At 62.7% G+C, this 13,421-nt stretch carries 13 protein-coding genes, 4 pseudogenes and 1 other annotated feature; of the genes and pseudogenes, 9 read left to right on the top strand and 8 right to left on the bottom strand.

The window, feature by feature from the left end:
• Positions 1-5 precede the first annotated feature (5 nt).
• Complete coding sequence (locus JO965_RS35690; RefSeq protein ID WP_203445594.1) at positions 6-953, top strand: glycosyltransferase family 2 protein; 948 nt, start codon at positions 6-8, stop codon at positions 951-953.
• Positions 954-971: 18 nt separating this feature from the next.
• Here JO965_RS35690 and JO965_RS35695 read toward each other — a convergent pair whose 3' ends face one another.
• Positions 972-1,211: a hypothetical protein gene (locus JO965_RS35695; RefSeq protein WP_203445595.1), complete on the bottom strand. Its 240-nt coding sequence runs from the start codon at positions 1,209-1,211 to the stop codon at positions 972-974.
• A 457-nt stretch (positions 1,212-1,668) separates the two neighbouring features.
• Positions 1,669-2,301 carry a hypothetical protein gene (locus tag JO965_RS48475; RefSeq protein WP_246777093.1) on the bottom strand — a complete coding sequence of 211 codons (633 nt, stop codon included), beginning with the start codon at positions 2,299-2,301 and terminating at the stop codon, positions 1,669-1,671.
• 270 nt (positions 2,302-2,571) lie between these two features.
• On the opposite strand from JO965_RS48475, the gene JO965_RS35705 reads away from it, so the two are divergent.
• The 4 genes and pseudogenes from JO965_RS35705 (at position 2,572) to JO965_RS35720 (ending at position 4,998) form a co-directional block, all read left to right on the top strand.
• On the top strand, positions 2,572-2,712 hold the full coding sequence (locus JO965_RS35705) for a hypothetical protein (RefSeq protein WP_203445596.1): 141 nt from the start codon (positions 2,572-2,574) through the stop codon (positions 2,710-2,712).
• Positions 2,672-3,142, top strand: a pseudogene (locus JO965_RS35710) (transposase); the annotation flags it as partial. The gene JO965_RS35705 and the pseudogene JO965_RS35710, both read left to right, overlap by 41 nt.
• A 49-nt stretch (positions 3,143-3,191) precedes the next feature.
• A pseudogene (locus tag JO965_RS35715) lies at positions 3,192-4,205 on the top strand (IS3 family transposase); the annotation flags it as partial.
• Positions 3,473-3,589 (top strand) — a sequence feature (AL1L pseudoknot). It overlaps the preceding pseudogene by 117 nt.
• 205 nt (positions 4,206-4,410) lie before the next feature.
• Positions 4,411-4,998, top strand: coding sequence for a transposase (locus JO965_RS35720; RefSeq protein ID WP_246777094.1), 588 nt, complete (start codon positions 4,411-4,413; stop codon positions 4,996-4,998).
• Here JO965_RS35720 and JO965_RS35725 read toward each other — a convergent pair.
• The 3 genes and pseudogenes from JO965_RS35725 to JO965_RS35735 form a co-directional block, all read right to left on the bottom strand.
• Entirely contained in the window at positions 4,952-5,518 is a 567-nt protein-coding gene (locus tag JO965_RS35725; RefSeq protein ID WP_203445598.1) for a transposase, read from the bottom strand. The two genes, JO965_RS35720 and JO965_RS35725, sit on opposite strands and share 47 nt — an antisense overlap.
• 174 nt (positions 5,519-5,692) lie before the next feature.
• Entirely contained in the window at positions 5,693-6,550 is an 858-nt protein-coding gene (istB, locus tag JO965_RS35730) for an IS21-like element helper ATPase IstB (RefSeq protein WP_203445599.1), read from the bottom strand.
• A pseudogene (locus JO965_RS35735) lies at positions 6,547-7,107 on the bottom strand (IS21 family transposase); the annotation flags it as partial. The gene istB and the pseudogene JO965_RS35735, both read right to left, overlap by 4 nt.
• Before the next feature lie 44 nt (positions 7,108-7,151).
• Between JO965_RS35735 and JO965_RS35740 the strand changes: the two are divergent.
• From JO965_RS35740 to JO965_RS35750, 4 genes are all read left to right on the top strand, one after another.
• Entirely contained in the window at positions 7,152-7,415 is a 264-nt protein-coding gene (locus tag JO965_RS35740) for a DUF5372 family protein (RefSeq protein WP_203444175.1), read from the top strand.
• Positions 7,416-7,605: 190 nt separating this feature from the next.
• On the top strand, positions 7,606-8,055 hold the full coding sequence (locus tag JO965_RS48480; RefSeq protein WP_246776544.1) for a helix-turn-helix domain-containing protein: 450 nt from the start codon (positions 7,606-7,608) through the stop codon (positions 8,053-8,055).
• A gap of 97 nt (positions 8,056-8,152) precedes the next feature.
• Positions 8,153-8,347 (top strand): hypothetical protein, encoded by a 195-nt coding sequence (locus tag JO965_RS48485; protein ID WP_246776545.1) that lies wholly within the window; start codon positions 8,153-8,155, stop codon positions 8,345-8,347.
• On the top strand, positions 8,337-10,421 hold the full coding sequence (locus JO965_RS35750) for a recombinase family protein (protein ID WP_203439340.1): 2,085 nt from the start codon (positions 8,337-8,339) through the stop codon (positions 10,419-10,421). The genes JO965_RS48485 and JO965_RS35750 overlap by 11 nt, the downstream gene beginning before the upstream one ends.
• Here JO965_RS35750 and istA read toward each other — a convergent pair.
• From istA to JO965_RS35765, 3 genes and pseudogenes are all read right to left on the bottom strand, one after another.
• Positions 10,416-11,135, bottom strand: a pseudogene (istA, locus tag JO965_RS35755) (IS21 family transposase); the annotation flags it as partial. The gene JO965_RS35750 and the pseudogene istA sit on opposite strands and share 6 nt — an antisense overlap.
• Before the next feature lie 138 nt (positions 11,136-11,273).
• Positions 11,274-11,663, bottom strand: coding sequence for a helix-turn-helix domain-containing protein (locus JO965_RS35760; protein WP_203445600.1), 390 nt, complete (start codon positions 11,661-11,663; stop codon positions 11,274-11,276).
• 157 nt (positions 11,664-11,820) lie between these two features.
• Entirely contained in the window at positions 11,821-13,380 is a 1,560-nt protein-coding gene (locus tag JO965_RS35765; protein ID WP_203445601.1) for a hypothetical protein, read from the bottom strand.
• Between the last annotated feature and the right edge of the window lie 41 nt (positions 13,381-13,421).

Here is a 13,421-nt window from a genome sequence, read left to right on the forward strand (position 1 = left end):
AGACGGTGGGCGAACCAAGGACCCTGACCGGCGAGTACGGCCTGACGAGTTCGGCGGATGGCGCGCGCCCTGCACGCGTCTCCTTGATCATCCCGGTCTACCGGATGGACGCGGAGCTGCGGCAGTGCCTGGAGTGCCTTACCAGGCAGACCTATGGCGATTTCCAGGTTGTGGTTGTCGACAACGAGCCAGCAGCAGACGGCGGCGTCGGCGCGGGGATCGAGGCCGTCATCTCCGCGTTTGCGGCCGCGGGCCTGCGAGTGCGCGGCATCGGATGCCGCCAACCCGGTTCCTACCATGCGCGCAATGCCGGCGTCGCGAATTCGCAAAGCGAACTGATCGCGTTCACCGACGCCGATTGCCAGCCGCTGCCGGAATGGCTCGAGGCGGCGATCGAAGCCTGGGACACGCACACTCGTCCCGGCGTGGTCTCGGGTCCAGTGGCTCTCTATCCGGCCGACCAGCGCCCGATCTCTCTCTACGAGATGCGTTTCAGCTATCTCGGCCTGATCAACGGCAGGGGGGATTCATTCGTGACGGCCAACTGGCTTATCGCCAGAGAGATCCTCACCGAATTGGGCAGCTTTGACGCGTCGCTGCGATCTGGCGCCGACGTCGATCTTTCGAGACGTATCAAAGCGGCCGGCCATCACCTTATCTACGCTCCAAATGCAGTTGTGCGGCATCCGACGCGGACCACACTTGAGGAACTTCTGAGGAAGCATCGCCGTACGGTAGGTGGTGCATGGAACCGCACTCCGAGGAGCCTGAGGACTCTGCGCGTTCTGAGACATGTTCTTAGACGCGGATGGTCGCGCTACCGCGATCTGCATCGGGCCAGAGCCAGCGAAACGGAGCTTGTGACGGGACTGCTCAAGGTACAGCGTGCCATCACGGCGGCCGAGATCCGAGAAACGATCCGCCTCGCTTGCGGAGGTGAGCCCGAGCGGTAGTCTCGCCGGGATCGGGCCTCAATGCATTCTTCCGTCTCGCCCGGATTCGTCACCTGAACCGCTTCTTGCCACCTCTATCTCATATTGACGCACGATCCGCTCATCTCCGTCGGGGATGCGCCTGATGTGGTAGAGCGGAATGCCATCGGCGGTAGACGGAAGCAGGCTGACGATGCTGAAGATACCATGAGGCATCTTGCACAGAGGCGTTTCCTTTGCCCGGACATGTTGGCCGATCTTGAACGCATGCGTCGTCATAGGGTCGTCCTCCAAAAGAGAATCGGACGCAACCACGCTGCCACGATCCTGTTGCGAACGGGGAATGTCGGCAAGTCAGTCCCGGCCGAAATTTCCCACTAGAGATTCAACGACTGGCCACATCGCGATCATCGCTATGGGGCGAGGCAGTCAAACCCATCGCCCGCTGATCCGATGTATGGCGTACCCTGCTGATGCAGGTGGTTCGACATTCGAGCAAGGCCTGTCCCTTCTAGTTTAGCGGCCTCGGGTCTCGACTGGCAAGGACAGGCAATTTGGGGTTCATTGGTCCTGACAGACTGCCAGGGGTCGAAACTAGATCTGTCTCCCAGTCTTGCAAGCCGTGATCACGGCCGACTCCTGATTATTGGCACGGGAGCAACTTGAACGATCAAGGGCGGACGTAGGCGGGAGTGATCCGGACCGGGTCAATTAGCCTGTCCTAGGTACGTTGTCGCTATTGCCCGCAGGCGAGCCGCGCATAACGCGGGGTTTGGCCCTGCAATTCGGTGTGAAGGATCATTTGTCGCGTTGAAGCAAGGGTCGACAGAGCTATTGCTCGCCAGAGCATCGGAGTGTGTCCTTGGGTCCGAACATCTAGCGAAAGTCCCGCATGGGATACAGAAGCACTTAAGGGCTGTCCTGTTAAGCCCGTATGAGCAGACTCTTTTATCTCGAATGGAGGGTTATTTCCTCCTGAATGCTGTCTCTGCGGCGTAAAGGGGCTTCCCGAGGCTTTGGCCATCCTCATCGGTATGATGCGCGCTGCCCGCAATGTAATAGCCTCGAGCGGCATCGCCTTCTGGTGCTTTGGCTTGTCTGGATGCGAGACCTCCTTGGCGTGAGCGACGACGTGGAAGGCTTGGGGCAAAGCGTGTGGATCGGGTGGCTTGAAGCGCAAGTTGGCGAGTTTGGGCCCGGCAGCCAGGCGCCGTTGCACGACCTGTTCGGGTGAGGCCCCCTTGAGCACGCGCTGGCGTCTTCTATTATAGGCCTGATTGAAGCCTTTGAGCAGCTTCTCGAGGTCGCGATGGCTATAGATCGTGATCCCCAGCACCTCGCGTTGCACCCGTCCGTTGAAGCGCTCCACGAGACTATTATCGGGCATAATGATCTCGGTGCCTTATGCGTCCATCTGCTTTCCTCGGGAGGCGGTGCTATGGTGAGCCCCTCTGGGACGCGGGGCACCGGGAGCACGAAGGTGCGGGCAGGCCGCCGATAGACGTTGGGCTGAGAGCCCGAACTCGTTACATGGCCGCCCCCTTGCGACTTGCCCGGATGCGCTGCGAGCGCGGATCAGTAGGTGTCGTGTTGCCCGCTAGCTCCCGTCTTGAACGAGCACAGCTCGGAGGGAGCCAGCGTGCGCGTCATCGGACTGGATATCCACCGCGCCTTCGCCGAGGCGGTCGCCTGGCAGGAGGGCAAGCTCAAGCGGATTGGGCGCATCGACATGCGCCGGAGGAGGAGCCTGGCTGTCGGAGCAGTCTCTGCCGGACGATGAGCGCTTTGCCATTGTGCGCCATCTGCGGGAATTCGATCGACTGGCGGAAGATCTCCGGGTCATCGAGCGAGATCTCGCGCGCTCCGCTCTGGCCGACGAGAGTGTTGCGCGCCTGATGACCATCCCCGGCATCGACATGGTGGTGGCGCTCGCGCTGGCGGCAGCCATCGGCGATATCCAGCGCTTCGATGCTCCCGAGAAGCTGGTCAGCTATCTCGGGCTGAACCCGAGCGTGCGCCAGTCCGGTCCTGGGCCAGCCCATCACGGCCGGATCACCAAGCAGGGACGCGGGCATGCCCGCGGAATGCTGGTCGAGGCCGCCTGGGCTGCGGCGTGAGCCCCTGGTCCCCTGCGGGCGTTCTTCCTCCGGGTGAGCAGCCGGCGCGGGCAGCATGTGGCGGCGGTGGCAACCGCCCGCAAGCTGGCTGTCGAACCGCGCCGGGATTCCCGGAGGCTCCAACACCTGACAGGATGGAGCCATGACGAAGCGAACACCACCCTATTCACCAGAGGTCCGCGAGCGAGCGGTCCGGATGGTTTTCGAGCACCGCGACGAGTACGCCTCGCAGTATGAGGCGATCCTGTCGATCGCAGCCAAGATCGGCTGCTCGCGCGAGACGCTGCGGCACTGGGTGCGGGAGGCCGAGCGCGATCAAGGCCTCCGGGCCGGGCCGACGAGCGCGGAGCAGGAGAAGATCAAGGCGCTCGAGCGTGAGGTGCGCGAACTGCGCCAGGCCAACGAGATCCTGCGCAAGGCCAGCGCGTATTTTGCCCAGGCGGAGCTCGACCGCCGCTTCAAGCCATGAAGGCGTTTATCGACGAGCATCGTGAGATCTACGGGGTCGAGCCGATCTGCCGTGTGCTGCCGATCGCCCCGTCGACCTACCATGAGCACGCCGCCCGCAAGGCCAATCCCGGCCGCAGACCGGCCCGCGAGCGCCGGGACGCCGCACTGTGCCGGGAGATCCGCCGGGTCTTTGCGGCAAACTTCGGCGTTTATGGCGTCCGCAAGGTCTGGCGCCAGCTGCAGCGTGAGGGCATCGATGTGGCGCGCTGCACGGTCGCCCGGCTGATGCGACAGATGGGCCTCCAAGGGGTGGTTCGCGGCAAGAGCATCAGGACGACCGTCAGCGATGGCGCAGCCCCATGCCCGCGTGACCAAGTCAACCGACAGTTCACGGCGCCGCGGCCGAATGCCCTGTGGGTCAGCGACTTCACCTTTGTCGCGACCTGGTCGGGCTTCGTCTCTGTCGCCTTCGTGATCGATGCCTTCGCCCGCCGGATCGTGGGCTGGCGGGTGTCACGCTCGGCCCGGGCCGAGTTCGTGCTCGATGCCCTGGAGCAGGCCCTCCATGACCGGCAGCCCTGGCGAACCGACCTCATTCACCACTCCGACAGTCAGGGGAGTTCAATACGTGTCGATCAAGTACACCGAGCGCCTTGCCGAGGCGGGGATTGAACCATCCGTCGGCAGTGTTGGCGACTCGTACGACTGTGAGAATGTGAGAGCCGCTCGGAAGGCCTGACCCTTCGTACGATTGACTGCGTGTCATTGCATTGACGTGTCGGTCCTCCGGGCGGCACCTGACGGTCTGCTGTCGCGTGACTTGATAGGAGCTTGAGGGTCTCGTCCCATCACAGTCCTGTCCGCTCGCAGGAACCTGACAGGTTCCTGCGAGCGGAGGACGAGGAATGCGCATGACTGATCCTGCTGAGATCATCATCGGCATTGACACTCACAAGGAGGCCCACGCCGCTGTCGCCATCAACGGGCTGGGAGCCCGCCTTGGGGCAATGACCCTGCTGGCGAGCAGCAGAGGCTATCACGAGATGGAGAGCTGGGCTCAATCCTTGGGTCCCGTTCGCGCCTTCGGGATCGAGGGGACAGGCTCTTATGGGGCTGGCCTGGCACGCTTCCTGCAGGAGAGAGGCCACAATGTCATCGAGGTCAACCGCCCCAATCGCCAGATCCGGCACCAGCATGGCAAGAATGACCCGCTTGACGCTGAGAACGCGGCCCGCGCCGTTCTCAGTGGCCAGGCAAGGGCGGCTCCGAAGTCGGGCACCAGCTCCGTGGAAATGATCCGCCATCTCAAGGTGGCGCGAGACACCGCCGTCAAGAGCCGCACCCAGGCGATGGTCACCCTCAAGACGATCATCGTCAATGCTCCCGCTGCCTTGCGCGAGAGCCTTGACGGCCTCACCGGCAAAATGACCCTGATCCGCCATTTAATGATCTTCACGGAAGACCTGCAACAGAGAGACCCGCGTGCCGAAAGAAGCTGACGATCATTTCGGGTTGACGTTGCAAGCGACAGAATTCACGGCGGGCCAGGCGGTGCAGATCGGCGACCGATCCAGGTAGCGCGTTCGCCATGGCGCACTTGACGAGGGCATTGCATTGCTCCTCCGGATTGAGCTCTGGTGCATAGGCCGGCAGATGGGCCACTGCATAGTCCTGCGGGTGTTCCGCAATGAAGGCGGTGGTTGCTCGCGAGCGGTGGGCATTCAGCCGATCCCAAACCACCAGCAGCGGTGTGCCGACCTTTCGCCGGAAGAAGCGCAGGGCCAGGATGACACAGCGGCTTGAGACGCTGGTGCGGAAGTGGCGGGCATAGAGCCGCCCGTCCGGCGTGATCGCCACGATGCTCGACACCTCGCGCCGCTTGCTCACCCGCCGCAGCACCGGGGTCAGCCCGCGCCGCGCCCAGGTCGTGGCCGGCCGGATCCGGAAGCTGTGGCCTGTCTCATCCACGAGCAGGAGGGTCCGGCGCTCCCGGCGCACCTTTTTTTGAGCGCCACCCACTCGCGCTTGGGCCGACCGCGATCACGAGGTCGTCGCGTTCCTTGGCCCGTGTGGCTGGGCGCTGCACGCTGAAGCCGTGCGCCTTGAGCGGCCGCTCTGTCAACGGGCGTTGAAGCTTCCGCATTTGTGGGCCTTCAATTTTCCCTACCTGATGGGTGGGGCTGTCTCCGGTGATCAGCCGGTTGAATGATCCATCGATGTCCCTCCGGGTGGTCGGCCGCGGCGCTTTGGTGCCGGTGGCGGCGTGATCAGGGCTTTCGAACGCACGTGCTCAGGAACAAGCTCGGCATGCTGGCGCAGACGGTAGCTCGAGCCCTCGATCTGGATCACAACCGCATGGTGAAGAAGGCGATCCAACAGTGCCGTGGCCACAACGGGATCGCCGAACACCTCGCCCCATTCGGCAAATCCGCGGTTCGAGGTCAGGATCATGGCGCCTTTCTCATAGCGGGCGTTGACCAACTGGAAGAACAGATTGCCGCCCCCGGGTGTGACCGGCAGGTAACCGATCTCATCCACCACGAGCAGCGCGGCCCGCGACAGAAAGCGGATGCGCTCGCGCAGTTGCCCCTCCCGTTCCGCCTTCGCCAAAGAGGCAACAATCTCCGCCAGGGTCGCAAAGTAGACGCTCTTGCCGGCTTTCACCGCCTCCACCGCCAGGGCTGTCGCGAGATGGCTTTTGCCCGTGCCGGGTGGCCCCAACAGATGAACCGCCTCGGCCCGGTCGATGAAGTTGAGCTCTGCCAGCGCCAGAATGCGACTGCGGTCGAGCGAGGGCTGGAAGGCGAAGTCGAAGCTCGCCAGGGTCTTGACCGTCGTCAGCCGCGCCATCAGCAGGGCCGCCTTGATGCGTCGGCTCTCCCGCAACGTGAGCTCTTCCAAAAGCAAGTGATCGAGCGCCTCGATCCCGTCGATCTCGCCCTGCTCGATGCGCCGCAGCGTCGCGTCGAGCATCTCCAGGGCGCGGGGCATCCGCAAGCCAACCAGGCTTCTCCGGATGCTCTCGAGAGTGGTGTGGCCATGGCCTGTCATGCCCGGCCTCCCGTGGCGGCCAGATGATCCGCGACTGCCTGATAGAAGGCCAGCGAGCGACGTGCGACCTGATCACCCAGGCGCCCAACCACAATCGCCTCGGACGACGAGCGCGATGCCTTCGCGATAAACCCCTGGCGATGGGCTGGATCGACCCGCGACTGACGCCGCCCTTCGAGCACCGGATGCTCGGCTACCCCCCGGCCCTGGTCGAGAATGCGGATCCGGTCGGGGAGTTGATGCACCTCGACGATGCGCCGGGTGCGATCCGGAACGCTGTAGTAATTGCCGCCGATCGACACGAGTCCATCATGACTGACCCGGCGCTCGAGCTTGAGCAGGGCATCGAAGGGAAAGGCCGGCAGAGGCTGCAGCTCCGGCTGCTCAGCGGCAAAAGCCTCCGCGACGATCCGCTGGGTCGTGCCGTGCAGGCGGGCGTTGGCGACCGTGTCGAGCCAGTCGCGCAGTTGGGCGTTGAGGTCGTCGAGATTGCAAAAGCGGCGCGCCAGGAAGAAGTCCTGCCGGATGTAGCTGAAGGGCCGCTCGACCTTTCCCTTCTTTCAAGTCCAGGACTGCAGTTCGTGCTGACACTCAAGCGCGTATAGAGTTCGAGGTCACGCACCCGTTCCATCCGTGGCGCGGCCAGCGCTTCGTGCTGTCGACCCGCAAGCAGAACTGGGGTGAGGACCGCGTCATGTTCTACGACGCGGAGGGACGGCTTCGTTCGCTGCTTGCGTCATGGACGGACGTCGCCGGACCCGATGTTTTCATTCAGGTCGCGGCCGGCAGGTCGTTTGTGCGTCCCGATGATCTGGCAACCTTGGCGGCGTTGATCGCGCAAATCGAGCGCAGCCATGGCGGCTGACCGCGTGTCAGGCAATTTATGCCGCATATGTCAAGCTAATTATGCCGCTGCATGCAGACGTTGCCGTCGGCCCTGGCCTCTGGTTTGCGTTAATTTCCGGCATTCGTTCCGTATGGTAGCAGCCTTCATTAGATTGACACGTTCTCTGCTAAGGCGTAATTTGGCTTACATAGAGGGAAGAGGCTATACCATGCCCAACGAGACCAAACGCGATCGACTGCGCCATCTCGGAGCACTCAACCCTCGTCCCGAAGCTGTCCGCGCACCCTGGTTTCGTGAGTCCAGCTTCTTCGATCCTCTCGATCTCGTGCAGGTGAAGTACGAGATGCTGCGTTACGTCCAGGAGGACGGCGTCACCAAGGCCGATGCCGCCGCGCTTTTCGGTCTGTCGCGGCCAACCTACTATCAGGCCGAGGCCGCGTTCGAACGCGAGGGCATCACCGGCCTGCTGCCACGCCCCCGGGGACCAAAGTCAGCCCACAAGCTCACCGCCGAGGTTATGCAGCTCATCGAGCAGAACCAGCACGCGGGGGCCCCGTTGCAGGCACGATCCCTGGCGCAACTGCTGCATTCGACGCTCGGTATCAGTGTCCATCCCCGCAGCATCGAGCGCGCGATCGCCCGTAAAAAAAAACGGTGAGACCCATGCGCGCATCCCGACACTGCCGCACGGCTGCAAGGATTGCTATGAGACGCTGCGCGCCGCCGTCTTGTGCGGTCAGGCCTGCGTCAAGGACATGGGCGCCATCGTTTTTCATGGCTTTTGGCAAGGGCTGGCGGTGCTGATCGCGGCTCCTCAGCCTCCCCCGCCGATCCATCGGCGGCCGGAACCACCGCCCACGGCTTCGGCGGCAGTGCACGATCGCCAGCTCGTGCATATGCTCGCCAACATGGTGCTGGCAGCAGAGACGCGAGGCAATCATGTCTACTGATATTGCCATGAAGGTTGGCGCCGACCATCTGCGGCGTGATGCGTTCCTCTACGTGCGTCAGTCCTCTCTTCGTCAGGTGTTCGAGAACACCGAGAGCACCAAGCGGCAATACGCCTTGCGCGATCGCGCCGTGGCGCTAGGCTGGCCCATCGAACGTGTCCATGTCATCGATAGCGACCTGGGTCTCTCCGGCGCGCAGTCGCAGGACCGCGACGGCTTCCAGCACCTGGTGACCGAAGTGGCGATGGGGCATGCAGGGATCGTGCTGGGGCTGGAAGTGTCGCGCCTGGCACGCAACAATGCCGACTGGCACCGTCTCCTTGAGCTGGCTGCCATGTCGCGCACGCTCATCATGGACGAGGACGGCGTCTACGATCCGGCTTATTTCAACGATCGCATGCTGCTCGGGCTGAAGGGCACGATGAGCGAGGCCGAACTGCACATCCTGAAGTCGCGGCTGCAAGGCGGCATTCTCAACAAGGCACGCCGCGGCGAGCTCGAGATGCCGTTGCCGATCGGGTTGGTCTACACCCCTGACGCGCGGGTCGTGCTCGATCCCGACCGGCAGATCCAGGACACGGTGCGGCTCCTGTTCGATACCTTCCGCGAGACCGGCTCAGCCTGCGCTGTCGTGCGCCGCCTGCGGGGTGAGCAGATCCTCTTCCCCCGGCGGATCCGCCGCGGCATCGGCAAGGGCGACGTTCTGTGGAGCGAGATCGACCATTCCCGCGTACTCCAGATTCTGCACAACCCGCGATATGCCGGCGCGTTCGCTTATGGGCGCACGCGCACAGCCTACAATGCCAAGCTCAAGTCCGTGCAGCTGCGCGTGGCGAGATCCGATTGGCAGGTGCTTATACCCGAAGCCCACGAGGGCTACATTCCCTGGGCCGAGTACGAGCGCAATCAGACAGCCCTGGAACAGAACGCCGCCGGCTTTTCACCTGGCCTGCGTGGACGCATGCCTCGCCAAGGCAGCGGTCTGTTGCAGGGACGGCTGCTGTGCGGCCGCTGCGGTGCACGCATGCGGGTCCACTATGAGCCGTTCGAGGGGCGGCTGCGCCCGTATTATGTCTGCAACGAAGCGGTCGTGCGACACGCCGGCAAGCACTGCCAATGGGTGCGCGGCGCTCCGGTCGATGATGCGGTGAGCACGCTCCTGCTGGAGGCGATGGCGCCGGCGGCGATCGATGTCGCGCTCGCCGTGCAGCAGGAGATCACCCAGCGCGTGGAGCAGGCTGCGGCGCTGCGCGGCACGCAGCTGCAACGCGCCCGCTATGAAGCTGAACTGGCCCGCCGGCGCTACCTGAAGGTCGATCCGGACAACCGTCTGGTCGCCGACGCGCTGGAAGCCGACTGGAACGCACGGCTGCGTGACCTCGACGCACTCCAGCGCACGCACGAGCGCCAGAACGAGGCCGACTGTTCGCTGCTGGACGAGCCAGCGCAGGAGCGCATCAGGGCGCTGGCCGCCGATTTCCCGCGCATCTGGAATGACGAGCGCACCGGTGCCGTCGAACGCAAGCGCATGCTCGGCCTTCTCATCGATGACGTGACGCTGCTCGTCGACGAGCAGGTCAACATCCATATCCGTTGGCGCGGCGGGCGCACGCAGAGCCTGTCGGTGGCCAGACCACGGCCTATGTCAGTGATACGCAAGACGCCGGCAAAGGTCGTGGCGTTGATGAACGAGCTGCTGGAGATCGCCAACGACCGGCAGATCGCCGCCCGTCTCAATGAACTCGGGCATCGCAACTGGCGCGGCGAACCCTTCACGCTGAAGAAGGTCATGCTGGTGCGCCGCACCTATGGCTTGAAGAGCCGGTACGAACGGCTGCGGGAGAGCGGCATGATCACCGGCGAAGAAGTAGCCCAGCAGCTCGGCGTGTGCGTCTCGACCGTTCACCAACTCGGGCGGAAGGGCATTCTCAAGCGCCATCGATACGCCACCAACCATCGATACTTGTACGAACCGCCGGGCAACGTCAGACTCGAAAAAGGTGCCGGCAGCCGATATGGTGGTCGTCCGCCCAGATTAATTGTCGCTCAACCACTCCAACAAGGTGCATCGTGATGCCTGCTCCTTCGTCTTGGCCCGGTACGGCCGGCAGGCTTTGGGCAGGAAGCCGTAGTGCTGCGCCATGCTCAGCAGCGCCCGGTTGTAGATGATATGGCCCTCGCCATCCTCGCCGGTCACCGCGGTCTTCATGCGGTCATAGAGGATCTCGAGCGGCACACCGCCGATGCTCTCGAAGGCCAGCATGTGACAGCGCAGCAGGGTCTGCAGATCCTGATGCAGGACGAAGCGGGCGAAGATGTAGCGCGAGTGGCCGAGCACCAGGGAGAACAGCCAGACGACGCGGGTAATCTCCGGCTGGTCGGTGAAGACGGTGACGAAGCGGGCGAAGTCGACCTGGGCCTGCTGGCCGGGAGGCGTCTCGAAGCGGATCTCGAAGGGCTTGGGCCGATCGGCCGGGCGGGTAGCAGACAGGAAGCGCTTCACGGCCGTGTAGGCGCCCTCATACCCGCGCTCGCGGATCTCGCGGGTGAGCCGCACCGCGCTCAGGTCGGGAAAGGCCGTGACGCGCTCGCTCAGGTAATCGAGATACGGCGCCAGCTTGCCGGGGCGACCGGCCCGCCGTGGGCCGTAGAAGGGCGGCTCGAGGCCGCGGGCGATGTATTTGCGGATGGTCTTGGGATCGCGGCCGGTGCGGCGGGCGATGGCTGAGATGGACAATCCCTGACGATGAAGGTCGAGGATCATAGGCACTTCTCCAAGCTGGATCACCATCGCCGCTCCCGTCCGCATTGACATGGACAGGATCATCGGCGACGGCGGGAGCGCCTGCACGGCCGGAGCAGGTCTCAGGACGTGAAGGCAGGGGCATCAGCTAGGGAATTTTCGAAGCCCACAATCAGGCAGTATTCACCGCCCTATGACACGCTCCAGGTAGCGCGGATGATAGTGAACCCCGAACTCGCGCTCGATCAGGGCGGCGATGCGCTCAAGCGTCCAGCGCTCGGTGGCAAAGCCCGCCGCGATGGCACCTCGGTCCAGCAGCCGCCCCAAGCGGGTCCAGGCTTTCTCATCCAGGCGGGGGAGCTGTCCTGGAATGGGGCGAGCTTGCAGGCCGTGCGGGCCCTCTTGGGCGAGGGTGGCCGCCCAGCGGCAGACACTGGCGCGGCTCACCCCCAGCTGCCGGGCGATCTCGGCCTGGGAGAGCCGCCCCTGGCGCAACAGCGTCGCGCCTGCCAGACGCCGCTCCTCCATCTGCTCGGATGTCAAATGCGTCGGGCGCCAAAAGTCGTCATCCATCGCGCACCTCACGAGGGTCGACATCGCCCTATGTTACACCACCTGCGTGAAGATCATTAGGTGGGGATGATCTAGTAATCAACATTGAACGCATCGACCTACCTGATGCATCGTTCGACGTGATTATCCGCTTTCGGATCTGGTCGACGCAAGGGGCCTACCGTAGCTTAGCCATCAAATTGGTAGATCGGTCCAGCGACCTCAGGATTGGGACCCTGCGTCGGATCTGGCGGTAAGCTCCAATTACGAGATCCTCCAGACTGCGGGGAGCGGCTCTCGGGTTGATCGGTATGTTTCTAACTTCCGGGCATCTGCGATTTGTGAATTCGTGAAGCAGCGAGGCTTTGATCCGGTCCTTCAGAGGGGCCGATAGCAGCAAACTCAAGGCACGTCGCGAATTGAAGATGATGCTTGTATCAAATGCGAAATCGGAGCCTAGAAGAACCTGCGCGTGCCAGGTCGACATGCGGTGCTCCCAATAAACGAGGTCCCATCCATCGTAGCCAAATAGTAAGGGATTGGCCGGATCGGAAACGTCATATCCAGCTAAATCGAGGAAGGCCTCCATCTCGTGCAGCAGATATTGAATTGCCTCTTCGCGGAGGGGTTCACTCTGGCAGTGCTGGTGTGTGGCTATATCGATCCAATTCGAAACATCGAAGCAGGTCGGCATTACCGGATGCTTGCGCCAGAAAGCACGCCCGATTTCTGCGAGATTGGAACGCACATGAATATAGTTGTGATCTGAAAACGCCTTCACATAAATTGCACTCGCTTCGTCAAAGTGCTTGTAGTCCGGCATAGCCTCAACGGCGGCATAGATAGATGGAGCTTCCTCACGACTGACAACTAAAAGGCGGCGGTGCTCGAAGCCAAGAGATCGGCACAGTTCTCCTGCAATCTTTACGTCGATCGCGGTGCTCGCGTCGAGGTCATAGGTGAATGGTACTGTACTCGGGATGTGTCGAAATGCGGCTAGCGAGGTGCGACTGTCGATCCCAGCGGTCAGCGAAACTGCAGGCGTCCAGCGGGAAGCGATGGCATTAGCGGTTCCAACGAGGACACGCTCTAGCGGATCAATCAGTTCTTCTACCGACCTCTCGACCCGCTCCTCCCGCGGCCAGAAACGGGTGAGTCGTCCGCTGGAAAGATCCAGGGCGAAGTTGGCGGGGAGAACGCGCACCCTTGTCACGGGCGAGGCATTTCCAGGCAGACCATAACGATAGTGTCGGAACAGCTGCCTGCGCGGCTCGCGGTTTAATATCTCTCCTATCATAGTTGAATGGGAGGCAATTAAGGAGGTGTCTTCCGCAAAGTAGGTCGACCGCATTGCGCATGCATCGGTGAACACTGTCCACTTTCCATGGGCGTAACAGATCGTGGTATAACGTCCAACCAGGTGATCCGTTGAAGTAAGCATCATTTCGATGCTGTCTTGTAGCGCGGTGTGTAGAAGCGTGCGAGCGATCTCTGCCTCGGAGAGGGAAGGCGTTTGCAGATCGATGCAGTGCCCAATTAATACGAGGAAAGCAGCTTCGGCCTCAGCTATGTGACACCGGTAATCAGGGGAAATCTGGAGATGCCCCAAGGGGACTGATATGTCATTCATGCAAGTTGCTTCGCAGCGCCCATCAAGTGAGAAGAGGAAGCTGCGAGGGAGAAATAAGTTTGGTGAGCATGGGGTTTTTGCGTCGGGGATGGTGGTCTGGGTGGCCATTGCGCCTCCTCTTCGCCATAGCGAAGTATTGTTCAAAGCGA

The organism is Microvirga sp. VF16, from assembly GCF_016864375.1.
In the GTDB taxonomy this organism is placed as follows: domain Bacteria; phylum Pseudomonadota; class Alphaproteobacteria; order Rhizobiales; family Beijerinckiaceae; genus Microvirga.

Coding starts and splice junctions, on each gene's coding strand:
- JO965_RS35720 (WP_246777094.1), top strand. CDS start 4,411: ATGACTGATCCTGCTGAGATCATCATCGGCATTGACACTCACAAGGAG.
- istB (WP_203445599.1), bottom strand. CDS start 6,550: ATGACAGGCCATGGCCACACCACTCTCGAGAGCATCCGGAGAAGCCTG.
- JO965_RS35760 (WP_203445600.1), bottom strand. CDS start 11,663: ATGGATGACGACTTTTGGCGCCCGACGCATTTGACATCCGAGCAGATG.
- JO965_RS48480 (WP_246776544.1), top strand. CDS start 7,606: ATGCCCAACGAGACCAAACGCGATCGACTGCGCCATCTCGGAGCACTC.
- JO965_RS48485 (WP_246776545.1), top strand. CDS start 8,153: ATGGGCGCCATCGTTTTTCATGGCTTTTGGCAAGGGCTGGCGGTGCTG.
- JO965_RS35765 (WP_203445601.1), bottom strand. CDS start 13,380: ATGGCCACCCAGACCACCATCCCCGACGCAAAAACCCCATGCTCACCA.
- JO965_RS35750 (WP_203439340.1), top strand. CDS start 8,337: ATGTCTACTGATATTGCCATGAAGGTTGGCGCCGACCATCTGCGGCGT.
- JO965_RS35695 (WP_203445595.1), bottom strand. CDS start 1,211: ATGACGACGCATGCGTTCAAGATCGGCCAACATGTCCGGGCAAAGGAA.